At 73.3% G+C, this 24,253-nt stretch carries 22 protein-coding genes; 11 read left to right on the top strand and 11 right to left on the bottom strand.

What is annotated here, in order from left to right:
- Positions 1-104: 104 nt before the first annotated feature.
- On the bottom strand, positions 105-2,261 hold the full coding sequence (locus tag F8279_RS21200) for an elongation factor G-like protein EF-G2 (protein ID WP_151500839.1): 2,157 nt from the start codon (positions 2,259-2,261) through the stop codon (positions 105-107).
- A gap of 252 nt (positions 2,262-2,513) precedes the next feature.
- Between F8279_RS21200 and pgsA the strand changes: the two genes are divergently transcribed.
- The 7 genes from pgsA to F8279_RS21165 all read left to right on the top strand — a co-directional run bounded on the left by pgsA (position 2,514) and on the right by F8279_RS21165 (position 8,451).
- Complete coding sequence (gene pgsA / locus F8279_RS21195; RefSeq protein WP_151500838.1) at positions 2,514-3,134, top strand: phosphatidylinositol phosphate synthase; 621 nt, start codon at positions 2,514-2,516, stop codon at positions 3,132-3,134.
- Positions 3,131-4,063 (top strand): phosphatidylinositol mannoside acyltransferase, encoded by a 933-nt coding sequence (locus F8279_RS21190; RefSeq protein WP_091424098.1) that lies wholly within the window; start codon positions 3,131-3,133, stop codon positions 4,061-4,063. The genes pgsA and F8279_RS21190 overlap by 4 nt, the downstream gene beginning before the upstream one ends.
- Before the next feature lie 9 nt (positions 4,064-4,072).
- Positions 4,073-5,233, top strand: a complete 1,161-nt coding sequence (locus F8279_RS21185; protein WP_151500837.1) for a glycosyltransferase family 4 protein — start codon at positions 4,073-4,075, stop codon at positions 5,231-5,233.
- 83 nt (positions 5,234-5,316) lie between these two features.
- Entirely contained in the window at positions 5,317-5,820 is a 504-nt protein-coding gene (locus F8279_RS21180; protein ID WP_091424106.1) for a hypothetical protein, read from the top strand.
- A gap of 126 nt (positions 5,821-5,946) precedes the next feature.
- Complete coding sequence (pdxS, locus tag F8279_RS21175; RefSeq protein ID WP_091424110.1) at positions 5,947-6,858, top strand: pyridoxal 5'-phosphate synthase lyase subunit PdxS; 912 nt, start codon at positions 5,947-5,949, stop codon at positions 6,856-6,858.
- A 7-nt stretch (positions 6,859-6,865) separates the two neighbouring features.
- Positions 6,866-7,471 carry a pyridoxal 5'-phosphate synthase glutaminase subunit PdxT gene (gene pdxT, locus F8279_RS21170; RefSeq protein WP_091424113.1) on the top strand — a complete coding sequence of 202 codons (606 nt, stop codon included), beginning with the start codon at positions 6,866-6,868 and terminating at the stop codon, positions 7,469-7,471.
- A 230-nt stretch (positions 7,472-7,701) separates the two neighbouring features.
- On the top strand, positions 7,702-8,451 hold the full coding sequence (locus F8279_RS21165; RefSeq protein WP_091424116.1) for a YebC/PmpR family DNA-binding transcriptional regulator: 750 nt from the start codon (positions 7,702-7,704) through the stop codon (positions 8,449-8,451).
- 67 nt (positions 8,452-8,518) lie between these two features.
- On the opposite strand, the gene F8279_RS21160 is transcribed toward F8279_RS21165, so the two are convergent.
- The 4 genes from F8279_RS21160 to F8279_RS21145 all read right to left on the bottom strand — a co-directional run bounded on the left by F8279_RS21160 (position 8,519) and on the right by F8279_RS21145 (position 12,497).
- On the bottom strand, positions 8,519-9,580 hold the full coding sequence (locus F8279_RS21160; RefSeq protein ID WP_151500836.1) for an ABC transporter permease: 1,062 nt from the start codon (positions 9,578-9,580) through the stop codon (positions 8,519-8,521).
- Positions 9,577-10,470 (bottom strand): ABC transporter ATP-binding protein, encoded by an 894-nt coding sequence (locus F8279_RS21155; protein WP_151500835.1) that lies wholly within the window; start codon positions 10,468-10,470, stop codon positions 9,577-9,579. The genes F8279_RS21160 and F8279_RS21155 overlap by 4 nt, the downstream gene beginning before the upstream one ends.
- Before the next feature lie 81 nt (positions 10,471-10,551).
- Positions 10,552-11,229 (bottom strand): response regulator transcription factor, encoded by a 678-nt coding sequence (locus F8279_RS21150; RefSeq protein WP_091424128.1) that lies wholly within the window; start codon positions 11,227-11,229, stop codon positions 10,552-10,554.
- Entirely contained in the window at positions 11,226-12,497 is a 1,272-nt protein-coding gene (locus tag F8279_RS21145; protein ID WP_151500834.1) for a sensor histidine kinase, read from the bottom strand. Before F8279_RS21145 ends, F8279_RS21150 begins: the two co-directional genes overlap by 4 nt.
- Before the next feature lie 87 nt (positions 12,498-12,584).
- Here F8279_RS21145 and F8279_RS21140 point away from each other — a divergent pair, with 87 nt between their 5' ends.
- Positions 12,585-13,145 (top strand): GNAT family N-acetyltransferase, encoded by a 561-nt coding sequence (locus F8279_RS21140; RefSeq protein WP_151500833.1) that lies wholly within the window; start codon positions 12,585-12,587, stop codon positions 13,143-13,145.
- Between the two features lie 46 nt (positions 13,146-13,191).
- On the opposite strand, the gene F8279_RS21135 is transcribed toward F8279_RS21140, so the two are convergent.
- A complete protein-coding gene (locus F8279_RS21135; RefSeq protein ID WP_151500832.1) occupies positions 13,192-13,794 on the bottom strand; it encodes a hypothetical protein in 603 nt (200 codons plus the stop codon).
- Positions 13,795-13,913: 119 nt separating this feature from the next.
- Here F8279_RS21135 and F8279_RS21130 point away from each other — a divergent pair, with 119 nt between their 5' ends.
- Positions 13,914-15,323: a serine/threonine-protein kinase gene (locus F8279_RS21130; RefSeq protein WP_151500831.1), complete on the top strand. Its 1,410-nt coding sequence runs from the start codon at positions 13,914-13,916 to the stop codon at positions 15,321-15,323.
- 9 nt (positions 15,324-15,332) lie between these two features.
- On the opposite strand, the gene F8279_RS30680 is transcribed toward F8279_RS21130, so the two are convergent.
- The 4 genes from F8279_RS30680 to F8279_RS21110 form a co-directional block, all read right to left on the bottom strand.
- Complete coding sequence (locus F8279_RS30680; protein WP_225853354.1) at positions 15,333-15,644, bottom strand: hypothetical protein; 312 nt, start codon at positions 15,642-15,644, stop codon at positions 15,333-15,335.
- Positions 15,645-15,894: 250 nt separating this feature from the next.
- On the bottom strand, positions 15,895-16,434 hold the full coding sequence (locus tag F8279_RS21120) for an RNA polymerase sigma factor (RefSeq protein WP_151500829.1): 540 nt from the start codon (positions 16,432-16,434) through the stop codon (positions 15,895-15,897).
- A 172-nt stretch (positions 16,435-16,606) separates the two neighbouring features.
- Positions 16,607-17,551, bottom strand: a complete 945-nt coding sequence (locus F8279_RS21115; protein WP_091424158.1) for a permease prefix domain 1-containing protein — start codon at positions 17,549-17,551, stop codon at positions 16,607-16,609.
- A complete protein-coding gene (locus tag F8279_RS21110) occupies positions 17,548-17,889 on the bottom strand; it encodes a PadR family transcriptional regulator (RefSeq protein ID WP_091424162.1) in 342 nt (113 codons plus the stop codon). The genes F8279_RS21115 and F8279_RS21110 overlap by 4 nt, the downstream gene beginning before the upstream one ends.
- Positions 17,890-18,073: 184 nt before the next feature.
- Between F8279_RS21110 and dnaE the strand changes: the two genes are divergently transcribed.
- Positions 18,074-21,607, top strand: a complete 3,534-nt coding sequence (dnaE, locus tag F8279_RS21105; protein ID WP_091424165.1) for a DNA polymerase III subunit alpha — start codon at positions 18,074-18,076, stop codon at positions 21,605-21,607.
- A gap of 28 nt (positions 21,608-21,635) precedes the next feature.
- On the opposite strand, the gene F8279_RS21100 is transcribed toward dnaE, so the two are convergent.
- A complete protein-coding gene (locus F8279_RS21100) occupies positions 21,636-23,159 on the bottom strand; it encodes an N-acetylmuramoyl-L-alanine amidase (protein ID WP_225853353.1) in 1,524 nt (507 codons plus the stop codon).
- A gap of 219 nt (positions 23,160-23,378) precedes the next feature.
- Between F8279_RS21100 and F8279_RS21095 the strand changes: the two genes are divergently transcribed.
- A partial coding sequence (locus F8279_RS21095) for a hypothetical protein (RefSeq protein ID WP_151500828.1) occupies positions 23,379-24,253 on the top strand: 875 nt, incomplete at its 3' end.

Genomic DNA, 24,253 nt, shown 5'->3' with positions numbered 1-24,253 from the left:
TCTTGCACTTGCGGCCCTTGAGGTGCCCGAAATGCTCACCTTGTGAGGGCCGCAAGTGCAAGATCGCGGGACCGAAGGGGAGGGCGCGGGGAGGGGAGGCGGGGTCAGCGGGTTGTGGACTCCTTGCGGGCCTGGTCGGCCAGGTGCGCGGGCATGGGCTCGTGGCGGGCGAACTCGCGGCGGAACGTGCCCGTGCCGGCGGTCATCGAGCGCAGCTCTACCGCGTACCGCAGCAACTCGGTCGCGGGCACCTCGGCGCGGACCACCGTGCGGCCCTCGGCGTCCGGGTCCGGCTCGGTGCCCAGCACCCGGCCGCGCCGCCCGGACAGGTCGCCCATGACCGCGCCGACAGACGCGTCCGGCACCCGCACGGTGATCTCGTCGACCGGTTCCAGCAGCGCCGGCTGGCCCTTCTCCGCGGCGTCGCGCAGCGCCAGCGCCCCGGCGGTCTGGAACGCCGCGTCGGAGGAGTCGACGCTGTGCGCCTTGCCGTCGACGAGCGTCACCCGCAGGTCCACCACGGGGTAGCCGGCGACCAGGCCGCGTTCCATCTGCGCCCGTACCCCCTTCTCCACCGACGGGATGTAGTTGTGCGGGACCGCGCCGCCGACCACCCGGTCGACGAACTCGAAGCCGGCGCCCCGGGGCAACGGCTCCACCTCGATGTCGCAGACCGCGTACTGGCCGTGGCCGCCGGACTGCTTGACGTGCCGGCCGTGCCCGCGCGCGGCGGCGGTGAACGTCTCGCGCAGCGCCACCCGGACCGGCTCGGTGTCCAGCTCGACCCCACCGCCGCGCAGCCGGTCGAGCACCACGTCGGCGTGCGCCTCGCCCATGCACCAGAGCACCAGCTGGTGGGTCTCGGGGTTGCGTTCGAGCCGCAGCGTCGGGTCACCGGCGACCAGCCGGGACAGGTTGCGGGCCAGCGCGTCCTCGTCGGCCCGGCTGCGCGCCACGATCGCCACTGGCAGCAGCGGCTCCGGCATCTCCCAGGGCGCGATCAGCAGCGGGGCGTCCTTGGCCGAGATGGTGTCGCCGGTCTCGGCGCTGCCCGACTTGGTGATCGCGCACAGGTCACCGGCGACGCAGGCGGGCACCTCGCGCAGCGTCGCGCCCAGCGGGCTGTAGACGTGGCCGACCCGCTCGTCGGCGTCGTGGTCCGGGTGGCCGCGCTCGGCCATGCCGTGACCGGACACGTGGATCACCTGGTCGGGGCGGAGCGTGCCGGAGAAGACGCGTACCAGCGAGACCCGCCCGACGTGACGGTCGACTGTCGTCTTGACCACCTCGGCGACGAGCGGGCCGTCCGGGTCGCAGGTCAGCGGCGGGCGGGGCGAGCCGTCCACGCCGGTCACCGCGGGCAGGTCGTGCTCCAGCGGCGAGGGGAACGCCGCGACCAGGCCGTCGAGCAGTGCGTCCAGGCCGACGCCGGTCTCCGCGCAGACCGGCACCACGGGGTAGAAGTGGCCGCGGGCGACAGCCGTCTCCAGGTCCGTGATCAGCACCTCGGGGTCGATCTCCTCACCGCCGAGGTAGCGGTCCATCAGGGTCTCGTCCTCGCTCTCCGCGATGATCCCTTCGATCAGCTCGTTGCGGGACTCCTGGATGGCCGGCAGGTGCTCCGGGTCCGGCTCGCGCACCGCCGCCGGCAGCCCGTCGGAGTAGTCGAACACCCGGCGGGTGATCAGCCCCATCAGGCCGGCCACCGACTCGCCGTCGTCGCCGAGCATGGGCAGGTAGAGCGGTAGCACGTTGTCGCCGAAGACGCGCTGGCACAGCGCCACCGCCTCGTCGAAGTCGGCGCGCGGGTGGTCCAGCCGGGAGACGGCCACCGCCCGGGGCATGTCGACGGCGGCGCACTCCTCCCAGAGGGCGGCGGTGGCGGCGTCCATGCCGTCCACGGCGGAGACCACGAACAGCGCCGCGTCGGCGGCGCGCAGCCCGGCGCGCAGCTCGCCGACGAAGTCGCCGTACCCCGGGGTGTCCAGCAGGTTGACCTTGACGTCGCGGTGCATCAGCGGGGCGCAGGCCAGGCTCACCGAGCGCTGCTGGCGTACGGCGGCGGGGTCGTGGTCGCAGACGGTGGTGCCCTCGGTGACGGCGCCGGCCCGGCCGATCGTGCCGCCGGCGGCCAGCAGCGCCTCGACGAGCGTCGTCTTGCCGGCGCCGGAGTGCCCGACGAGCACCACGTTGCGAACCCTGCCGGGCTCGGTCACCACCGGCGCGCCGCCGGTGACACCCTTCTCGTTCTTCTGCGCCATCGCGGCGCACCTCCCTCAACCGGTGGTGGTGGCGACCGCCGCGGGCGACGGGGGAGCGGACCCGGGACGGGCGCCGCGGCGATATCTTCCGGTGATCTCCTGCTGGACGCGAACGCGGACCGGTGATCCGGTGAACTGGCTCACCTCCTGGCTCGATCTCACACCCGCACGGGTGCCCGCACAAGGGCCGCCGGGCGGGTCGTACGCCCGGCTGTGTCCCCGGCGGTCGCGGGCCGTTATCGTGGGACCGCCATGGCGAAGATCTTCCAAGTGACGGCCCGCGCGGGCATGACCCGCGTCGTGGAGCCGATCGCCCGCGCGCTGCTGCGTGCGGGCGTGTCCCCCAACGCGGTCACCGTGACCGGCACCGTCGGCGTGCTCGTCGGCGCGCTCGGCTTCGGCGCGCGCGGCCACCTGGTCGCCGGCGCGCTGATCGTCACGGTCTTCGCCCTCACCGACCTGCTCGACGGCACGATGGCGCGGATGAGCGGCGGGTCCACCCGGTTCGGGGCGTTCCTCGACTCGAGCATGGACCGGGTCGCCGACAGCGCGGTGTTCGGCGCGGTCGCGTACTGGCTGGCCACCGAGCACGACTACTCGGGCGTGGCGGCGGCGCTGATCTGCCTGGCCGCGGGCGGGCTGGTCTCCTACGTCAAGGCCCGCGCCGAGGGCCTCGGGATGACCTGCAACGTGGGCATCGCCGAGCGCACCGAGCGGCTGCTCATCGTCGGCGTCGGCGGTCTGCTCACCGGCCTCGGCGTCCGTCCCGCCCTGGAGATCGCGCTCTGGCTGCTCGCCGCCGTCTCGATCTTCACCGTGGGGCAGCGGATGGCCCACGTGTACCGGCAGGCCCAGCGGGTCGGCGCGGAGTGAACCTCACCGAGGCCGGCTTCGTGGCGGGCTGGCGCCTGGTCCGGGCGCTGCCCCGGCCCGTCGCGGCCGCGGCCTTCCGGGTGGGCGCCGACCGCGCCCACCGCAAGGACGGCGGGGGTACGCGTCGACTGCGCGCCAACCTGCGCCGGGTGGTCGGCCCGGAGATGCCCGACGCGGAACTGGACGCGCTGGTGCGCGCCGGGCTGCGCTCGTACGCCCGGTACTGGATGGAGGCGTTCCGGCTGCCCGGCCTGAGCCGCACGGAGATCCTCGCCGGGTTCCGCCTCGACGGGCAGGAACTGCTCGCCGCCGACGTGGCGGCCGGGCGGGGCGCCGTGGTGGCGCTGCCGCACGCCGGCAACTGGGACGCCGCGGGCGCCTGGGTGGCGGCCACCGGCTGGCCGATGACCACGGTGGCCGAGCGGCTTCCGGACGGCGTCTACGAGCGGTTCGTCGGGTTCCGGGAAGGGCTGGGGATGGAGATCCTGCCCAACACCGGCGGCCCGCGTCCCGCGTTCGACGTGCTGGTGGACCGGCTGCGCGCCGGTCACGTGGTGCCCCTGCTGGCGGACCGGGACCTCTCCGCCCGGGGCGTGGAGGTCGACTTCTTCGGCGGCCGGACCCGGATGCCGGCCGGTCCCGCACTGCTCGCCATCCGCACCGGCGCCCCGCTCTACGTGGCCTCGATGTGGTACGAACCGGACGCGGCGTGCGCCTCGCTCGAGGGCCCGCTGCCGCTGCCGGACCCGGACAGCGCCCCGCTCGACGCGCGGGTGCGCGCGGTGACGCAGCGGATTGCCGACGGTCTGGCGGCGGGCATCGCCCGGCATCCGCAAGACTGGCACATGTTGCAGCGGATGTGGCTGGACCAGGGCCGGGACGGTACGCCCACGTCGGCGCGGCCACCGGCCACCACCGGGACGGTCTAGGGGGGCGCAGTGCGTATCGGCATCGTGTGCCCGTACTCGTTCGACGTGCCGGGCGGCGTGCAGAACCACGTCATGGACCTGGCCGAGGCGCTGCTCGGGCTCGGCCACGAGGTGAGCGTGCTGGCGCCCGCCGACGAGGACTCGGCGCTGCCGCCCTACGTGGTGTCGGCGGGCCGGGCGGTGCCGCTGCCGTACAACGGGTCGGTGGCCCGGATCGCCTTCGGCCCGGTCTCCACCGCCCGGGTGCGGCGCTGGATCACTCGTGGCGACTTCGACGTGCTGCACGTGCACGAGCCGCTGACGCCGAGCCTGTCGATGCTGGCCGTGCTCTGCGCCCGCGGCCCGGTGGTGGCCACGTTCCACACCGCGATGACCCGCTCCCGGGTGCTGTCGGCCGCGCAGGGCGCGCTCCAGATCGTGCTGGAGCGGATCACCGCCCGGATCGCGGTCAGCGCGCTGGCCCGCAAGGTGCAGGTCGAGCACATGGACGGCGGCGCGGTGGAGATCCCGAACGGGGTGGCGGTGGCGAAGTTCGCCGGGGTGCCGCCGCTACCGGGCTGGCCGGGGGAGTGCGCCCCGGGCACCGGCGGGACGCTGGGGTTCCTGGGCCGTTTCACCGAGCCGCGCAAGGGCTTCCCGATCCTGCGGGACGCGTTCGTCGCGCTCGCGCCGCACCGCCCCGGGCTGCGCCTGCTGGTCGCCGGCCCGGGTGACGCCGACGAGCTGTACGGGCGGTTCCCGGCCGGTCTGCGCGACCGGGTCACGTTCCTCGGCCTGGTCTCCGAGGCGGACAAGGCACGCATGCTGCGCAGCGTGCACCTCTACGTCGCACCGAACACCGGAGGGGAGTCCTTCGGGATGATCCTCACCGAGGCGCTGGCCGCCGGCACCACTGTCGTCGCCAGCGACCTGGACGCGTTCCGCCGGGTGCTCGACGCCGGGCGGGCCGGCCGGCTGTTTCCGACCGGCGACGCGGCCGCGCTGGGCGCCGCGCTGTCCGAGCTGCTCGACGACGACGGCCGCCGCGCCGGGCTCACCGCCTGCGGCGACCAGGTGGTGGCGAATTTCGACTGGCCCGTGGTTGCCCGCCGCGTTCTGGAGGTATACGCAGCCGCGATCGAGGCCACCGATGGCCGGGTCATGGACCAGGAGTGGGCGGGTCTGGGCTGACCGCTGTGGCCGCTGCGGCCGCTGTGACGAGCGCGTCGACCGGTGCACCGCGCCGGCCGGCCGGGATGAGGAGCAGCACTACGATGCCGGGCATGTGGTGGGTGGTGGGCGCGGTCGCGGTGCTCGGGCTGCTCTCGGCGTACCTGATCTGGACCTCCGGCCGCGTGCAGCGGCTGCAGGTCCGCGCGGACTCGGCGGCCCGCGCGCTGGACGCGCACCTGCTGCGCCGCGCGGCCGCCGCCGCGGTCCTGGCCGAGCAGCGGTACGGCGTGGAGCTGTACGCCGCCGCCCGGATCGCGCTGGACGCCGTACCGGAGGAGCGCGAGGCGGCCGAGAACGACCTGACCCGGCAGTTGCGCGCGGTGCGGCTGGACCCGGACGACCCGGCCTGCGCGGCGGTGATCGCGGCCAGCCGGCGGCTGGCGCTGGCCCGGCAGGTGCACACCGACCTGGTCCGGGACGCCCGCTCGGCGCGGGGTCGTCCGGTGGTGCGGCTGTTCCGGATGGGGCGCGGGCGGGAGTGGCCGCGCTACTTCGACATCGACGACCCCACGCTGGCCTCGCACGCGGACGTGACCACCGGCTGACGCACCGGCCGTGACGGGGGCCACACGGCAGGCCACCGGGGGTTCGATTGGCGCTCGGACCGGTGTCGCGCCGGTCGTAGCATTCCTGCGCAGTCACCTCCCGAGCACGCCGAGGAGCGATGTCCCGTGTCTGAATCCGCAGCCCCGACCACCGCCACCGCCGTCGGCACCGCCCGCGTCAAGCGCGGCATGGCCGAGATGCTCAAGGGCGGTGTGATCATGGACGTGGTCACCGCCGAGCAGGCGAAGATCGCCGAGGACGCCGGCGCTGTCGCCGTGATGGCCCTGGAACGCGTGCCGGCCGACATCCGCGCGCAGGGCGGCGTGTCCCGGATGAGCGACCCCGACATGATCGACGGCATCATCCAGGCCGTCTCGATCCCGGTGATGGCCAAGGCCCGCATCGGCCACTTCGTCGAGGCGCAGATCCTCCAGGCGCTGGGCGTCGACTACGTCGACGAGTCCGAGGTGCTGACCCCGGCCGACTACGCCAACCACATCGACAAGTGGGCGTTCACCGTCCCGTTCGTGTGCGGGGCGACGAACCTGGGCGAGGCGCTGCGCCGGATCACCGAGGGCGCCGCGATGATCCGCTCGAAGGGCGAGGCGGGCACCGGGGACGTCTCCAACGCCACCACCCACATGCGCCAGATCCGGCAGGAGATCCGCCGCCTCCAGTCGCTGCCCTCCGACGAGCTGTACGTGGCGGCCAAGGAGTTGCAGGCCCCGTACGAGCTGGTCAAGGAGGTCGCCGAGCAGGGCAAGCTGCCGGTCGTGCTGTTCACCGCCGGCGGCATCGCGACCCCGGCGGACGCGGCCATGATGATGCAGCTCGGCGCCGAGGGCGTCTTCGTCGGCTCCGGCATCTTCAAGTCCGGCAACCCGGCCCAGCGGGCCGCCGCGATCGTCAAGGCGACCACGTTCCACGACGACCCGGACGTGCTCGCGAAGGTCTCCCGCGGCCTCGGCGAGGCGATGGTCGGCATCAACGTCGACGAGATCCCCCAGCCGCACCGGCTCGCCGAGCGCGGCTGGTGAGCCGGGCGTGACCGTACCCGTGATCGGCGTGCTCGCCCTCCAGGGCGACGTACGCGAGCACGTCGCCGCGCTGGCCGGGGTGGGCGCCGACGCCCGGCCGGTGCGGCGCCCGGGCGAGCTGGACGCGGTCGACGGCCTGGTGGTGCCCGGCGGCGAGTCGACCACGATCAGCAAGCTGGTGGACATCTTCGAGATGCGCGAGCCGATCGACAAGCGGATCGCCGCGGGCATGCCGGTCTACGGCTCCTGCGCCGGCATGATCATGCTGGCGGCCGAGGTGCTGGACGGCCGTCCCGACCAGCGCGGCTTCGCCGGCGTCGACATGACGGTCCGGCGCAACGCGTTCGGCCGCCAGGTCGACTCGTTCGAGGCGCCGGTGGCGCTCACCGGCGTCGACGGCGGCCCGTTCCACGCGGTGTTCATCCGGGCGCCCTGGGTGGAGCGCGTCGGCCCGGACGTGGAGGTGCTCGGCCGGGTCACCGAGGGCCCGGCCACGGGCCGGATCGTCGCGGTGCGGCAGGGCAACCTGCTGGCCACGTCGTTCCACCCCGAGCTGACCGGCGACCCGCGGCTGCACCGCCACTTCGTGGAGCTGGTCCGGACCGCCGCCTGAGCGGCCGGTCCGTCCCCGGTTGTGCCGGTTCGGGCGGGCCGGGACGGGCCGCTGCCGTGCGGCGCGTGACAGTGCCCCGCCTCCCGCCGGTAGGATTGCGGAGATTCGGCAGGGCCATCAGCCCGCCGCGGCTCCCGGCGAAGATCACGGCACCTCGACGTGCGCCGCCTTGGGAGCGGGGCGTGTGCGATGCGGTCGATGCAGACGGCGGGTAGCAACGGAGGTAACAGATGTCCGGCCACTCAAAGTGGGCGACGACCAAGCACAAGAAGGCGGTCATCGACGCCAAGCGCGGCAAGATGTTCGCCAAGCTGATCAAGAACGTCGAGGTGGCGGCCCGTACCGGCGGCGGCGACCCGGCCGGCAACCCGACTCTCTACGACGCCATCCAGAAGGCGAAGAAGAACTCGGTCCCGAACGACAACATCGACCGCGCGGTCAAGCGCGGCTCCGGCCTGGAGGCCGGCGGCGCCGACTGGCAGACGATCATGTACGAGGGTTACGGCCCGAACGGCGTGGCGATGCTGATCGAGTGCCTCACCGACAACCGCAACCGTGCCGCCACCGAGGTGCGCACCGCGCTGACCCGCAACGGCGGCTCGCTGGCCGACGCGGGCTCGGTGTCGTACATGTTCTCCCGCAAGGGCGTGGTGATCGTCCCCCAGGGCGGCACGACCGAGGACGACGTGATGATGGCGGTGCTCGACGCGGGCGCCGAGGAGGTCAACGACCTCGGTGAGGCGTACGAGGTGGTCTCCGAGCCGGGCGACCTGGTCGCGGTGCGCACCGCGCTGCAGGACGCCGGCATCGAGTACGAGTCGGCCGAGTCCTCCCTCATCCCCAGCGTGAACGTGCCGCTGGACGAGGAGGGCGCGCGCAAGATCTTCAAGCTGATCGACGTGCTGGAGGACTGCGACGACGTGCAGAACGTCTACGCCAACTTCGACGTCTCCGACGAGGTGATGGCCGCCGTCGGCTGATCCCGGCCCGACGTGCCGAGCGCCGGCCCCCGATCACGGGGTTGCCGGCGCTCGGCGTCTCGCGTGGTCAGCCGATCGGCTCGCGCTGCCGCCACGCCGTCCGCACCGAGGTCCGGCCGTTGGTGCGCAGCAGCGAACCCTCGTAGATCCGCGCCCCGGCGAGCAGGAACCCGGCCGCCGCGAGCAGCAGCAGCGCCAGCGACACGAACGGCTCCCACGGTGCCGCGTCGCCGGTGAACAGCCGTACCGGCATCGCCGTCGGCGACGAGATCGGCAGGTACGACAGGACCCGCATCGCGGCGGCGTTGTCGTTGAGGAACACCACGGCGAAGAACGGCGCCATCACCGCGAGCTGCACCGGGGTGGACGCCCCCGCGATGTCCTCCTGCCGGTTCACCAGCGCCCCGGCGGCCGCCCACATCGCCGCGAGCAGCAGGAAGCCGCACAGGAAGAACGGCACGAACCAGCCGACCGCCGGTGCGATCAGGCTCAGCAGGTCGCCGCCGCCGGTCAGGCGCATCCCGATCAGCGCGGCGGCCGCGATCAGGGTGATCTGCCCCAGCGCCAGCGCGCCCGCGGCGAGGATCTTGCCGGCCAGCAGCGCCCGGGCCGGCACGGCGGCCACCAGGATCTCCACGATCCGGGTCTGCTTCTCCTCGGTGACGCTCTGCGCGATCTGCAACCCGAACGTCTGGGACATGAAGAAGAAGACGAACGCGAAGGCGAACGGCACCAGATAGGCGGTGAGCGGGTCCACCGCGTCCGGGTCCAGCAGCCGTACCTGCGGTGCCGCGCTGAGCGCGGAGACCACGTCGTCCGGGGCCCGCTCGTCGGCGACCACGACCGGGCCGGACACCACCGCGGCGTCCGCGTCGCCGTCGCGTACCGCCTGTTCGGCGGCACCGTCGTCAGCGACCAGAATGACGTCCAGCCCGGCCGCCCGCAGCGGTTCGGCGCCGGCGGCGGTCACCGCCACGGTGGACGGTCCGCTGCTCAGCATCGCCGGCACCACTGTGGCGACGACGGCGAGCAGCAGGAAGATCAAAGTGCTGTAGAGGAACGTCTTGTCGCGGACCTTGACCTTGATCTCGCGGGCCGCGACCAGCCGGGTGGCCTGGAACGTGTTCACTGGTTGACCTCTCGGAAGATCTCGGCGAGGGACGGGGTGACCGGGCCGAACGCGCGCACCGGGCCGCGGTCCAGCGCCGCGCGCAGCACCGCCTGGTCGTCGGCGGGCGGGTCCACCTCGAACACGGCGCGCGCGCCGTCGAGGTCGACCAGCCGCACACCGGGCTGGTCCCGCAGCCAGCCGGCGTCGCCGTCGACCACGAGCGAGAACCGGGGCAGCGTGTACGCGGCGCGCAGCTCCTCGCGGGCGCCGGCGGCCCGGATCGTGCCGCCGGCGATGAGCACCAGGTCGTCGCAGAGCCGTTCCACCACGTCGAGCTGGTGGCTGGAGAACAGCACCGGCGCTCCGGCGGCGGCCCGTTCCCGCAGCACCGTCACCACCATGTCGACGGCGAGCGGATCGAGCCCGGAGAACGGCTCGTCCAGGATCAGCACCTCCGGGTCGTGCACCAGCGCGGCGGCGATCTGCGCCCGCTGCTGGTTGCCCAGCGACAGCGTCTCCAGCAGGTCGTCGGCCCGCTCGCCGAGACCGACCCGCTCCAGCAGCGCGTCGGTACGCCGGCGGGCCCCGGCGGCGTCCAGCCCGTACAGGCGGCCGAGGTGGACCACCTGCTCGCGGGGCGTCATCTTCGGGTAGAGGCCACGTTCCTCGGGCATGTAGCCGAACCGGGCGCGGGCCTCGCGCGCGAGCGGCTGTCCCCGCCACGTCACCTGCCCGGCGTCCGGGGCGAGCACGCCGAGGATGATCCGCATGGTGGTGGTCTTGCCGGCGCCGTTGCCGCCGACGAATCCGGTCATGCGCCCGGCGGTCACGTCGAAGGAGACGTCTTTGAGCACCTGACGGCCGCCGAAGCTGCGGTCGACGCCGTCGAGGCGGAGCACGCTGGTCATGATCCCGACGCTACGGGCGGTCCTGGCCCCCGTCGTCCCACCACGGGGCGATCATGGGGTCCGTCGCACGGCGGACGGGCGTCATCCGCCGGGCCGCACCACCCCGTGCTCGTACGCGAACACCACCGCCTGCACCCGGTCGCGCAGCCCGAGCTTGGCCAGCACGCGGCTGACGTGGGTCTTCACAGTCGCCTCCCCGACGCGCAGGACGTCCGCGATCTCGGCGTTGCTGGCCCCCCGCGCGACGAGTTCCAGCACCTCGCGCTCGCGTGGCGTCAGGTCCGCGGTCGCGGCGTCGTACCGGGGGTCCGGCGGCACCGCGCCGGGACGGGCGAACGTGGAGATCACCCGCCGGGTGAGGGCCGGCGCGATCAACCCTTCGCCGCGCGCCACCACCCGGACCGCCTCGATCAGGTCCTCCGGGGTGCCGTTCTTGAGCAGGAAGCCGCTCGCCCCGGCGCGCAGCGCGGCGAACAGGTAGTCGTCGCGGTCGAACGTGGTGAGGATCAGCACCGCCGGCCCGCCCGGCGTCGCGTCCCCGGTGATGCGGCGGGTGGCCTCCAGCCCGTCGAGCACCGGCATCTCCACATCCATCAGGACCACGTCCGGCCGCAGCGCGGTCGCCATCGACACGGCGCGCTGCCCGTCGGCGGCCTCGCCGACCACCTCGATGTCGTCCTCGATCTCCAGGATCACCCGGAAACCGGTCCGGACCAGGTGCTGGTCGTCGACGAGCAGCACCCGCACCGGCGCGCTCACGCCGCCCGCCCGGCTGCTTCGACCGGCAGCGGCATGCGGGCCCGGACCCGGAACCCGCCGCCGGGGCGCGGCCCGGCCTCCACCTCACCGCCGTGCGCGGCGACCCGCTCCCGCATGCCGATCAGGCCCAGCCCGGCCCCGCCGGCCGGTACGCCGCCGTGTCCGTCGTCGCTCACGTCGATCTCCAGTTCCCTCGCCAGATAGCGGATCCGCACGTCCAGCGTGGTGGCGTGGGCATGCTTGACCACGTTCGTCACCGCCTCCTGCACGATCCGGTACGCCGCCTGCGACACCGAGCGGGGCAGCGGCGCCGGTTCCCCGTACACCCCGAGTTCGGCCCGCAGCCCGGTGTCCCGCGCCCGGTCGACGAGCGCGGCGACCTGGTCGATGCCGGCGGTGTCCTCCGGCGCGGCGGCCGGGTCGCGCAGCACGCCGAGCATCCGGCGCAACTCGTCGACCGAGGTGCGGGCCGTCTCCTCGATCGCGGCCAGGGCGGTCCGCGCCTTGTCCCGGTCCCGGTCGAACACGCGCCGGCACGCGGCGGCCTGCACGCCCATCACCGACACGTGGTGGGCGACCACGTCGTGCAGCTCGCGGGCGATGCGGACCCGCTCACCCATCACCGCGCGCTCGCGCGCCTCGACCTGTGACCGGCGCAGTTGCTCGGCCTGCTCCCGCAGTTCGTGCCGGCGACGCGCGGCCACCCAGGCGGTCTGGCCGGCGTAGTAGGCGAACCCGAAGAACAGCACGTTGTAGAGGACGCCGTTCACCACGGCGGCGAGCACCGGCGGCACCGGACCGGCGGCGTCGGCGAAGGAGGCCGCCGAGATCTGGTCGGCCCGCAGCGCGAGGGACAGCGCGAGCCAGCCGAACATCGCCACGATGATGCCGGCCCGGAGCCGCCCGGCCAGCCGCCGGTCGGCGCCCCACGCGCCGAGCGTGAAGAGGGCGGCGAACAGCGCGCCCGACGGGAGCTGGGCCAGCGGGACGGCCCGCGCCTGCCCGGCGACGAAGGCGATCGAGACAAGCACCGCGACGGTGGCGGGCCACCGCCGCCGTACGGCCAGCGGTGCGGTCACCGCGACGGTCCACCAGACCTGCTCGGCCACGCTCGGCGGCGGCCCGAGCAGGAACGCCCCGGTGCTGTGCGCCAGGGTCAGCTCGAACAGGGCCAGCACGGTGACCGCGAGCCCGATCCAGAGGTCGGCACGGAACTGCGCGGCGGTGGGAGCCGGCCGTCGCCAGGCGGTGGTGGGTGCGGTGCTCACCGTACGACCATGCCACCGGCCGGGCCGCCGTGGTGCCCGGGGCGTAATCGGGTGGGCCGGACGACAGCCGCGACGTAGCCTGCCGGGATGTTCGTGCCCGATCTGCCGATACGCACCGACCGGCTGCTGCTACGCGCCTTCACCGCCGGCGACCTCGCGGTGCTCCGGGACTACCGGGGCCGCCCGGAGGTCACCCGGTTCCTCTACCACGAGCCGTACGACGACGCCGCCGCCCGGGCCGCGATCGACCGGCTGGTCCGGCGGACCGCGCTGCGCGCTCCCGGCGACGTGCTCAACCTGGCGGTGACGCTGGCGGACACCGGTGAGTTCGTCGGCGACGTGCTGCTGAGCTGGACCAGCGGGGAGCACCGGCAGGGCGAGATCGGATACGTGGCGCACCCCGATCACACCGGCCGGGGCTACGTCACCGAGGCGGCCCGGGAGATGCTGCGGGTCGGATTCGAAGGGCTGGGGCTGCACCGGATCGTCGGCCGGCTGGACGCCCGCAACACCGCGTCGGCCCGGGTGCTGGAGCGGCTGGGAATGCGCCGCGAGGCGCACCTGCGGGAGAACGAGTTCGTCAAGGGGGAGTGGGCCGACGAGGTGGTCTACGCGCTGCTGGTCCGTGAGTGGCGGGCGGCGGCCTGAGCGACTGCGGGCGCGGGCCCGGCGCGACGGCCGGGCCCGCCACCCCTCAGCAGCAGCAGTCCCGCCGGAACGACCGCTCGACGTACGACGCCAGACCGGCGGAGTAGAAGCCGACCCCGGGCCGGATCGGGTGGTCGCTGAACAGCTCGACCCGCGACCCGAACCGGACCAGGTAGGCGTCGGCGTCCCCCGCGTCGTTGCGGATCATGCGGCCGCGCGGCCCGTAGATGCGCTCCAGCTCGGCGAAGGACATCCCGACCGACCCGCCGGCCGGGGAGCGCGGCGGGGCGGTGGCCGTGCCGACGGACACGAGCCGGCCGTCCCGGAAGGTCAGCATGATCGCCCCGGCCCAGGAGCCGGTGACGCCGGCGTGCACGATTCCGGGACAGCCCGGTGCGGTCCAGTCGATCAGCCCGGCCGCGACGAGCCGGTCCAGCCGGACGCCGATCCGGTACGGCCCGGCGCCACGGACGCTGAGCACCTCGTTCTCCGCGACGGTCGACCGCACGCGGATCGGCGTGCCGTCGCCGCGGCCGGCGGTCGCCGAGTGCGCGGGCGCGGCGGAGGCGGCCGGTGCGCCGACGGTGACCGGCGCGATCCCGGCCAGCGCCAGCAGACCGGCGAGGATGGTGGACGGGAGATGGCTCATGGTGGATCTCCTTCGGTCGGGTTCTCCTGTCCTGTTGGTCTCCGGCGGGACCGGTTCGGTTCGGTGGATCGTCTACCGTCGAGGTGACGGCCCGGGGTGACGGTCCCGGAGGTGGTGCGATGATCACGCCGGCGCGGATCGGGGCGTACCGGGTGGAGCGTCTGCTCGGGGCGGGGTCCTTCGCCACGGTCTGGCTCGCGTACGACCCGGCGCTCGCGGACCGGGTGGCGATCAAGGTCCTGGCCGAGAACTGGAGCCACGACCTGCGGGTGCGGGAACGGTTCCTCGACGAGGCGCGGCTGCTGCGGCGGCTGGACCACCACCGCCTGGTCCGGGTGCACGCCGTGGGGGAGTTGCCCGACGGCCGTCCGTACGCCGTGCTGGCCTGGGCGGACGGCGGCAGCCTGCGGGACCGCCTGGCCCACGGTCCGCTGCCGGTGGGACGGGCGCTGACGGTGCTCGACGAGATCGCGGCGGGCGTGGCGGTGCTGCACCGGCACCGGGTGGTGCATCGTGACCTCACGCCGGGCAACGTCCTGTTCCACTCGGCGCCCGGCGGCGACCGGGTGCTCGTCGCCGACCTCGGGCTGGCCAAGGCGCTCGCCTCCGCCTCCGGGCTGACCGCGCGGGCCGGCACGCCCGGCTACATGGCGCCCGAGCAGGACGACCCGCTCGCCGTCGTCGACACCCGCGCCGACGTGTTCGGGCTGGGCCGCCTCGGGCTGCGGCTGCTCGGCCGGGAACGTCCACCGGCCGCTTCGGCCGACGGCCGGACGGCCGGCTCGCGGCTGCGTGCCGGGGTGCCCGCCGCTGTGGACACGGTGCTGCGGACCGCCACCGCCGTGCGCCCCGCCGACCGCTACCCGGACGCGGACGCGTTCCGGCAGGCGCTGCGGCGCGCGGTGGAGGACGCACCCGCGGGTGGCGCCGCGCGGCGCGCGGTGGAGGGCGTGCCCGCGGGTGGCGAAGCGCGGCGCGCGCCCCGGCCGCGCCTGCTCTCCGCGGTGGCGGCGGTCGCGGTGGCGCTCGCCGTCGCCGCCACGAGCGCGGGGGACGCGGTCCACCCGGTCCCGGCCGGTGCGGTGGGCCGCAGCGGGCCGCTGACAGTGGTCCTGCCGGCCGGCTGGCGGGCCGAGGGGACCGGCTGGGCAGGACGGTACGGCGACGACGGCGACCTCGAACCGGCGCTGGTGATCTCCTCGGACCCCGGGAGCTGGGCGGCCGACCCGACGCTGCCCGGTGCCTTCGTCGGCCTCTCCACCGGTACGGAGGGCCGGGCCGGTCCGGCGGCCTTCCTCACCGGACGGGCCCACGCGGACTGTGCCGCGGCTGCGCCGCGTCGCAGCCGGCCGGGTGGCGTCGACTGGACGGTCGTCACGTACGCCTGCCCCACCGGCCGCCCGGTGATCGTCGAGGCGGCCGCGCCGGCCACCGGCCGCGCCGGTCTGCTCTACGTCCAGCTCGTGCCGCCGCCGGACGTGGGCGCGGACTTCGTCGACCGCGTGCTCGCCGGCGTGCGGGCCGGGTAGGCGGCGCGGTCAGACCACCACCACAGTGATCGGGTACGCGCGGCCGCCCTGCGGGACGGTGACCACCACCGCGCCGGTGCGCACGAACCGGATGTCCACCACACCGGCCTCGTAGCTGCGCGAGACCAGGTCCTCCCGGTCCACTGTGACCTCGCCCGGCCCGATCCCCTCGATGCGCAGTATCCCGCCGGCGGCGAAACAGAGGGACTTCAGCAGCGCCAGCTCGGTCTCGGCGAGCACCAGGTCGTAGCGGACCGGGCCGAAGCACGCGGCCGGGGCCGTGGTGCGTACCGACGGGGTGGGCCGGGTGGCCCGGGGCACGACCGGCGGTCGTGACCGCGTACCCGGGCTCGTCGGCGCGGCCCCCGACGGTTCCGGGACCGGCGTGCTCGCGCCTCGCGGAGCCGGGGTGGGGCCGGGTGGGGTCGCGGCGGTGGGCGGCGCGACGGCGACGGCGCTGGTCACCGCCGGCCGTACCGGCAGCGGCGACACGGGGTGGTCGGCGCAGGCGGGCGTCCCGGCGAGGGCGACGAGGGCGACGGCCGCGACACGGCATCGCCGGCGGACCGGGTCAGGCATCGGAGAGCCGCCGCCGGAGCTGCCGGCGGGCCTCGTGGATCCGCGACTTCACCGTCCCCTCCGGCACGCCGAGCAGGCCGGCGATGTCCCGGTAGCTGAGTTCGAGCACGTCCCGCAGGGTCACCGCCTCGGCGAGGTCCGGCGGGACCGCGTCGAGCGCGTCGAGCAGGTCGAGCCGGGTGCCGGCCACCACGCTGGTCCGGCGTGGGTCGGGCCGGTCCGGCAGCGGTATGCCGCCGGCCTCCCGCTGCCACCGCCGCCGCAACGTGCGGTAGGTGGACCGGGCCCGGTTGGCGGTGATCCGGTACAGCCAGGTGTCGAACGACGAGCGGCCCTCGAACCCGGTGATCCCGTGGGCGAGCGCGAGCAGCGCGTCCTGGCAGGCCTCCTCGGCGTCCTGCCGGTGGGGCAGCAGCCGGGCGCACTGCCGCAGCACCTCCGGCCGCACGGCGGCCAGCAGGGCGTCGAGGGCCTCGCGGTCGCCGCGTGCCGCCGACCGGGCCAGCTCGTCCGTGCCGTCGGGGAGGGGCATCAGGGGCGTCCCAGTGCTCGCCGTTGGTCCTGCCACCAGGCTATGCCCCGGGAGGCGGTGCCGCCCCGGCCGAGTCGGGCAGCCGACGGCGTCTCGCCCCGGCGCCGACGGCACCGGGGCGAGAAGGGGAGTCGGTCCGGCGGCCTCTCGACCGCCGGACCGGAGCGGTGCGTCAGCGGGCGGCGCGGGTGGCCTTGACCGCGCTGTCGATCACGTCCCAGATCGCGACCAGCACCACCACCGCGCCCGCCACCCGGGCGAACTCCACGGTCCCGCCGTCCCGCAGCCAGGCGAACCGCTCGACCAGCTCCGGGTTGAGCAGCCGGTCGGTGGCGAGCAGCCAGAGCACCGGGGCGGCGAAGGCCACGTTGAGCACCGCGTTCACCGCCACCAGCGGCCAGGTCCACCGCCCGGACCGGTACTTCGCGATCTCCAGGCCGACGGTGGCCAGCAGCACCACGATCAGGGCGGGCAGCCAGAAGCTCCAGAGCGCCGGGTCGAGCGCCGGCAGCCGGGTGCCGTCGTCGGTGGTCCAGCGCTGGAAGTGCTGGCCGACCAGGAGGCCGATGGTGGCGAGCAGGAACACCACGGAGGCGATGCTGTCGGAGTGGCTGATCTGCCGGTCCCGGGTCTCCTCGGGGAGCTCGTCGACGGTCCACTCGGGCAGGCCGAGCGGGGTCCGGGTGCGCTCCAGCACGGCGAACACCAGCGTGACCCAGAACGCGATCTGCACCGCCGTCTGCATCGCGGCGACGACGGCCGTCCCGATCGCCGCGCCCGGCTCGCCGTCGACGAGCGCCTTGGTGAGGCCGGCGAGCACACCGACGATCGCCGGGATCCAGGTGAGCAGCAGCCGCAGCAACCGCCACCACATCAGGAAGTAGCGCGGGCCGATGAGCTGTAGCGTGCGGTCGCTGTAGCGGGCCGCGAGCTGCTCGGGGTTGCCCAGCTCGGTGAGCACCTCGCGCTCGGCGGAGGCGGGATCCTGCCCGGAGGCGGTCCGGTCGTCGATCATGTCGGCGATGGAGCCGCGCAACTCGTCGGCGAGTTCCAGGCGGCGCTGCGCGGGCACCGCCCGCATGGTGGCGGCGACGTAACGGTCGGTCAGGGAACTCATCGTTCCGCTCCTTCGATCAGTTCGGTGACGGACGACCGCACCGCGGTCATGTCGTCGAGCAGGCGGTTCAGGACGTCCTGGCCGTCGTCGCTGGTCCGGTAGAACTTGCGCGGCCGGCTCTCCTCGGTGTTCCACTCGCTGGTCAGCAGGCCCTGGTCCTCCAGCCGGCGCAGCAGCGGGTAGAGCGTGTTGGCGTCGACCGCGAAGCCGTGCGCGGCCAGCCGTTGCAGCAGTGCGTATCCGTAGTCGGGGCGGCGCAGGGCGACCAGGCTGGCCACCACGACAGTGCCGCGTCGTAGCTCCTGGAGGTGGGTCCGGAGGACCTCTTCGCTGACCATGTTCAACACGGTAGTGTGTGTCACACACCATTGCAATAGAGAAGAACATCGCGTGCCGCACACCGGCCACTCGGAGAGACCCGGGCCACCCTCGGCGCGGACGGTGGAGCCCGCGAGATCACCTCGGTAGGGTGGGTCGGTCGACTCCGACGCAGCTTGATCCACAACCCGGGGGGCGCCACGCATGGGCGATTCGTTCGCGCATCTGCACGTACACACCGAGTACTCGATGCTCGACGGGGCGGCCCGGCTCAAGGACCTCTTCGCCGAGGCGGCGCGGCTCGGCATGCCGGCGGTGGCGATCACCGACCACGGCAACATGCACGGCGCGAACGACTTCTACAAGCAGGCCATGGACGCCGGGGTCAAACCCATCCTCGGCGTCGAGGCGTACGTCGCGCCGGAGTCGCGCTTCCACAAGGCCCGGGTCAAGTGGGGCCGCCCCGAGCAGAAGAGCGACGACGTCTCCGGCAACGGCGCGATCACCCACATGACCATGTGGGCGAAGAACCGCGACGGCCTGCAGAACCTGTTCAAGCTCAACTCCCGCGCCTCCATGGAGGGCCACTACGTGAAGTGGCCCCGGATGGACATGGAGCTGATCGCCGAGCACGCCGAGGGCATCATGGCCACCACCGGCTGCCCGTCCGGCGCGGTGCAGACCCGGCTGCGGCTGGGCCAGTTCGACGAGGCGCTCAAGGTCGCCGCCGCGTACCAGGACATCTTCGGCAAGGACAACTACTTCCTGGAGATCATGGACCACGGCCTCGACATCGAGCGCCGGGTCCGCGAAGGGCTCACCGAGATCGCCCGCAAGCTCGACATCCCGCCGGTGGTCACGAACGACTCGCACTACACCCACGAGGCGCAGGCCGAGGCGCACGACGTGCTGCTCTGCGTGCAGACCGGCAGCAACGTCGCCGACCCGAACCGCTTCCGCTTCGAGGGCGGCGGCTACTTCGTCAAGTCCGCCGACCAGATGCGCGCCGTCGACTCCTCCGAGCTGTGGCAGCAGGGCTGCCGCAACACGCTGCTGGTGGCCGAGAAGGTCGACCCGGCCGGCATGTTCACGTTCCACAACCTGATGCCGCGGTTCCCGATCCCCGAGGGCGAGACCGAGGAGTCCTGGTTCCGCAAGGAGACGTTCGCCGGTCTGAAGCGCCGCTTCCCGAACGGCATCCCCGAGGGCCACGTCGTCCAGGCCGAGTACGAGCTGGGCGTCATCATCCAGATGGGCTTCCCGTCGTACTTCCTCGTGGTCGCCGACTTCATCCAGTGGGCCAAGAGCCAGGGCATCGCGGTCGGCCCCGGCCGTGGCTCGGCGGCCGGCTCGCTCGTGGCGTACGCGCTGGGCATCACCGACCTCGACCCGATCCCGCACGGCCTGATCTTCGAGCGGTTCCTCAACCCCGAGCGCGTCTCCATGCCGGATGTCGACATCGACTTCGACGAGCGCCGGCGCGGCGAGGTCATCAAGTACGTGACCGACAAGTGGGGCGAGGACAAGGTCGCGCAGATCGCCACGTTCGGCACGATCAAGGCGAAGGCCGCGATCAAGGACTCGGCCCGCGTGCTCGGCTTCCCGTACGCCGTCGGCGACCGGATCACCAAGGCCATGCCCCCGGCGGTGATGGGCAAGGACATCCCGCTGTCCGGCATCTTCGACCCGAAGCACCCGCGCTACGCCGAGGCGGGCGAGATCCGCGGCCTCTACGAGTCCGACCCGGACGTCAAGAAGGTCATCGAGACCGCCAAGGGCATCGAGGGCCTGATCCGGCAGACCGGCGTGCACGCCGCCGGCGTCATCATGTCCGCCGAGCCGATCATCGAGCACATCCCGCTCATGCGACGCGACTCCGACGGCGTCATCATCACGCAGTTCGACTACCCGACCTGCGAGTCGCTCGGGCTGCTGAAGATGGACTTCCTCGGCCTGCGCAACCTGACGATCATCGACGACGCGGTGAAGAACATCCAGCTCAACCACGGCCGCGAGCTGGACCTGCTCGGCCTGCCGCTGGACGACAGGCAGGCGTACGAGCTGCTCGCCCGCGGCGACACCCTCGGCGTGTTCCAGCTCGACGGCGGGCCGATGCGCTCGCTGCTGCGGCTGATGAAGCCGGACAACTTCGAGGACATCTCCGCCGTCCTGGCGCTCTACCGGCCCGGCCCGATGGGCGTGGACTCGCACACCAACTACGCGCTGCGCAAGAACGGGCTCCAGGAGATCACCCCGATCCACCCGGAGCTGGAGGAGCCGCTGCGCGAGATCCTCGCGCCCACGTACGGCCTGATCGTCTACCAGGAGCAGGTGCAGCGCGCCGCGCAGATCCTCGCCGGTTACACGCTCGGTCAGGCCGACCTGCTGCGCCGCGCGATGGGCAAGAAGAAGAAGGAGATCCTCGACAAGGAGTTCATCCCGTTCCGGGACGGCTGCCGCGAGCGCGGCTACTCCGACGAGGCCATCCAGGCCGTGTGGGACGTGCTGGTGCCGTTCGCCGGCTACGCGTTCAACAAGGCCCACTCCGCCGCGTACGGCCTGGTCTCCTACTGGACCGCGTACCTGAAGGCGCACTACCCGGCCGAGTACATGGCCGCCTTGCTCACCTCGGTCGGTGACGACAAGGACAAGATGGCCCTGTACCTGTCCGAGTGCCGCCGGATGCGCATCCAGGTGCTCCCGCCGGACGTCAACACCTCGGCCGGCCCGTTCACCCCGGTCGGCAAGGAGATCCGCTTCGGTCTCGGCGCGGTCCGCAACGTCGGCGCGAACGTGGTCGCCTCGATCATGCGGTGCCGGGGGGAGAAGGGCGACTACACCGACTTCTACGACTTCCTGTCCAAGGTCGACGCCGTGGTCTGCAACAAGAAGACAATCGAATCGCTGATCAAGGCCGGCGCGTTCGACTCCCTCAAGCACCCCCGCAAGGGCCTGCTCGCCGTGCACGCCGACGCCATCGACGCGTACGCCGACGTCAAGCGCAAGGAGGCGGTCGGCCAGTACGACCTGTTCGGCGCCGGCTTCGGCGAGGCGGACACCGGCGGCAGCACCACAGTCATGCCGGTCATCGGCGAGGGGGAGTGGGACAAGCGCGACAAGCTCGCGTTCGAGCGCGAGATGCTCGGCCTGTACGTCTCCGACCACCCGCTGTTCGGGCTGGAGCACGTGCTCGGCGCCGCCGCCGACACCACCATCGCCGCGCTGTCCGAGGAGGGCACAGTGCCCGACGGTGCGGTGGTCACGCTTGCGGGCATCCTCTCCGGTGTGCAGCGCCGCGTCACCAAGCAGGGCCGGGCGTGGGCGTCGGCCACCCTGGAGGACCTGGCCGGCGGCGTGGAGACGCTGTTCTTCCCGAACACGTACGAGGTGATCGGGCAGTACATCGCCGAGGACGCCATCGTGGTGGTCAAGGGCCGGGTCGACCGGCGCGACGACACTCCGCGCATCATGGCGATGGACATGTCCATGCCGGACGTCAGCAGCACCCCGGGGAGCAAGCCGATCACGCTCACCATCCCGGTGCACCGCTGCACCCCGCCGCTCGTGGAACGGCTCAAGGAGACGCTCGTGCTGCACCCCGGCGACACCGAGGTGCACGTCAAGCTGCTCAACGGCGGCAAGGTCACCACGCTGCGCCTCGGCCCGTTCCGGGTCGCGCCGACCACCGCGCTGATGGGTGACCTGAAGAGCGTGCTCGGCCCGGCCAACGTGAGCTGACCGGGCCGAGCGCCTCCGGCTCAGCGAGCTAGACGCGGGTGACGCGGATGGCGTCGGCGATCACGTACCCGGTGCTGCCGGACCACCGGCTGACACCCACCTTGTTGGCGTCCCCGGCGGCCAGGGTGAAGGTGCCCAGCGAGCGCCAGGCGCCGCCGTTCGCCGTCTGGTTCACCGAGACCGTCTGGTTGCCGCTGGTGGTCGCGACGATGTACGGCGTGCTGGTGTTGTAGCCGACCACGGCCGGATACCAGACCTCCACCCGGTAGGTGGCTGTCGCCGGGATGTTCACCTTGTACCAGGCGGTGTCGCTGGCCGCGACGGGGTTGGCGTACCGGTAGTCGGCGCCGTAGCGCTGCGCCGAGTACGTCGAGGTGCTCCAGTTGGCGCTCGCGGTGAACCGGCCGGCCGTGGTGTTGTCCACGATGGTCGACCAGGCGGTCGGCGGGGGCGTGGTGCCGCCGGTGACCAGCTGCATGTAGTAGGTCCAGTTCCAGTTCGACCCCGGGTCGGTGTGCGTGGCGCCCGGCACCTGGTTGTGCCCGATGATGTTGTTGCGGGTCTTCGGGATGCCGTACTTGTCGCACAGGTACCGGGTCAGCGCCGCCGACGACCGGTACATCGCGTCGGTGTACCAGGAGGCGTTGTCGACGTACCCCTCGTGCTCGATGCCGATCGACTGGGTGTTGTAGGTCCAGTTGCCGGCGTGCCAGGCGATGTCCTTGTCCCGCACCATCTGGGTCACCGCGCCGTCGGAGGAGCGGAGCAGGTAGTGCGCGCTGGTGCCGGCGGCGGCGTTCTGGAACCAGCTGATCGAGCCGGCGTAGCTGCCCTGCATCGTGTGGATGACGATGTAGTTGATCGGGTACGCCGACTCGCGGCTGGAGACCGTGTAGTTGGACGAGTTGGCCGGCACCCAGGCCGCCGGGCCGTAGTCGGTGCTCAGGGTGCCGAAGTCGCCGGTGCCCAGCGGCGCCACGTCGGCGTACCGCCCCCGCCGGGGTGCGACCGGGCGGCCGTCCACGCTGACCTCGCCGCCGGCCGTGGTCGCGATGAAGCCCCGGGCGAGCAGGTCGTACACGGAGTCGGCGTACAGCCGGGCGGTGGCCGCGTCCGCCGAGCCGCCGTAGCGGGCGATCGGGCCGTACCACTGGTTGACGTCGTCCCGCTGCGCCGCGGTCAGCCCGGCCGCGTCGGCGTAGGAGCGCAGAACCGCCGCCGCGCCGGCCACGTTCGCCGCGTCCCGGGTACGCAGCTCGGCGCGGTCCAGCCGGGTCCGGCGCGCGGCCTCGTCGAGGGTCCGCACCTTCGGGTTGCTGGTCAGGTGCATCACGCCGTACCCGCCGGAGGCGCTGGGCTCGCCGCCGTGGCCGTCCAGGCGGGTTTCGGCGTACCCGAGCGCGGCGAGCAGGTCGCGCGGCACGTCGGAGCCGGCGGCGGCCCGGTCGAAGGCGGCGGCGAGCGGCTGCGCGCCGTGCTGTGGCGCGGCCTGGGCCGGCTGGCCGGCCAGACCGATCACGATGATCAGGGCGCCGCCGAGCAGGTGGCTCATCCGACGCGAGGGTCTCCGAATCGTCACAGGCACTCCTCGTCCACTACAGGGGGCGACTGTGCTCACGTCGCCGGTTCGCCGCACCCTATAGCGTGACGTTTGTCTATGTCGATACCTTGCATTGATGGCCTCTTTGATGAAGACTTCCTTCAGATTGCGAGCTGATCCCGTACCGTGGCGGTCTTGCCCGGCGCGCCACGGCCGGGCAGCATCGTGCGGATGCCGCCCCCCGACCTGCTGCGCGTCCGCGACCTGGTGCCCGACTTCCTCGCCTGCGCCGGCCGGTCCGGCCCGCCCGAGCCGTGGACCTCCCGCTACCTGGCCGGACACCCCGACGTGCTGCGGGCGCTCCGCCGCGACGGCGACTGGTCCGACGCCGCCGGGGTGGCGTCCGTCCTGGACGGGCTCCGCGACCGCGCCGCCGACCTGGCGGCAAGAGCCGAGACGGTACGCGCGTCTCTGCCCGACGGTGTGGCGGCGGTGGCCGGTGCGCTGGGCTGGTCCGGCGACGGCGGGCCGGTCGAGTGCGTGGTGCTGGTCGGGCTGAACCAGGCCAACGGCTGGGCGGGCGAGCTGAACGGCAGGTACGCGCTCTTCCTCGCCGTGGAACAGCTCGGGCCGCCGGAGGACCTCGACCTGCTGGTCCGGCACGAGGCCGCGCACGTGGTGCACGACCGCAGCGCCGCGATCCGCGACTGGCCCGAGCACGGGGTCGCGAACGCCCTGTTCACCGAAGGGCTCGCCACGCAGGTCACCGCGGAACTCGACGCCGGACGGCCGGACGAGGCGTACCTCTGGTTCGGCCGCCCCGGCCACCGGCAGTGGCTCGACGAGTGCCGCCGCCGGTGGCCGGAGGTCCTGCGCCGGGTGCGCGCCGACCTCGACGCCACCGGCGCCGACCGTCACGCCCCGTACTTCCTGATGCGGGACTCGCCACTGGCCGGCGGCCTGCCCAAGCGCTGCGGCTACCTGGTCGGCCTGGCGGGCGTACGCCGCCTGCGCCACCACCACACCCTGCGTGACCTGGTCACCTGGCCCTTGCCGAGGGTGCGATCAGAGATGGCCGCAGCGCTGGCCGACCTCCCCCACCACCC

Origin of the sequence: Micromonospora sp. AMSO1212t (genome assembly GCF_008868145.1) — a bacterium.
Lineage (GTDB): Bacteria > Actinomycetota > Actinomycetes > Mycobacteriales > Micromonosporaceae > Micromonospora > Micromonospora tulbaghiae.
Note: the sequence above shows the minus strand (reverse complement) of the source record. Positions and strands in the feature narration are given on the sequence as shown.

Bases quoted from the DNA above. Each gene is read 5' to 3' on its own strand.
- F8279_RS21120 (WP_151500829.1), bottom strand. From the start codon at position 16,434: ATGCCCCTCCCCGACGGCACGGACGAGCTGGCCCGGTCGGCGGCACGC.
- pgsA (WP_151500838.1), top strand. From the start codon at position 2,514: ATGGCGAAGATCTTCCAAGTGACGGCCCGCGCGGGCATGACCCGCGTC.
- F8279_RS21100 (WP_225853353.1), bottom strand. From the start codon at position 23,159: ATGAGCCACCTGCTCGGCGGCGCCCTGATCATCGTGATCGGTCTGGCC.
- F8279_RS21110 (WP_091424162.1), bottom strand. From the start codon at position 17,889: ATGGTCAGCGAAGAGGTCCTCCGGACCCACCTCCAGGAGCTACGACGC.
- F8279_RS21140 (WP_151500833.1), top strand. From the start codon at position 12,585: ATGTTCGTGCCCGATCTGCCGATACGCACCGACCGGCTGCTGCTACGC.
- F8279_RS21155 (WP_151500835.1), bottom strand. From the start codon at position 10,470: ATGACCAGCGTGCTCCGCCTCGACGGCGTCGACCGCAGCTTCGGCGGC.
- F8279_RS21200 (WP_151500839.1), bottom strand. From the start codon at position 2,261: ATGGCGCAGAAGAACGAGAAGGGTGTCACCGGCGGCGCGCCGGTGGTG.
- F8279_RS21135 (WP_151500832.1), bottom strand. From the start codon at position 13,794: ATGAGCCATCTCCCGTCCACCATCCTCGCCGGTCTGCTGGCGCTGGCC.
- F8279_RS21180 (WP_091424106.1), top strand. From the start codon at position 5,317: ATGCCGGGCATGTGGTGGGTGGTGGGCGCGGTCGCGGTGCTCGGGCTG.
- F8279_RS21115 (WP_091424158.1), bottom strand. From the start codon at position 17,551: ATGAGTTCCCTGACCGACCGTTACGTCGCCGCCACCATGCGGGCGGTG.
- dnaE (WP_091424165.1), top strand. From the start codon at position 18,074: ATGGGCGATTCGTTCGCGCATCTGCACGTACACACCGAGTACTCGATG.
- F8279_RS21165 (WP_091424116.1), top strand. From the start codon at position 7,702: ATGTCCGGCCACTCAAAGTGGGCGACGACCAAGCACAAGAAGGCGGTC.
- F8279_RS21130 (WP_151500831.1), top strand. From the start codon at position 13,914: ATGATCACGCCGGCGCGGATCGGGGCGTACCGGGTGGAGCGTCTGCTC.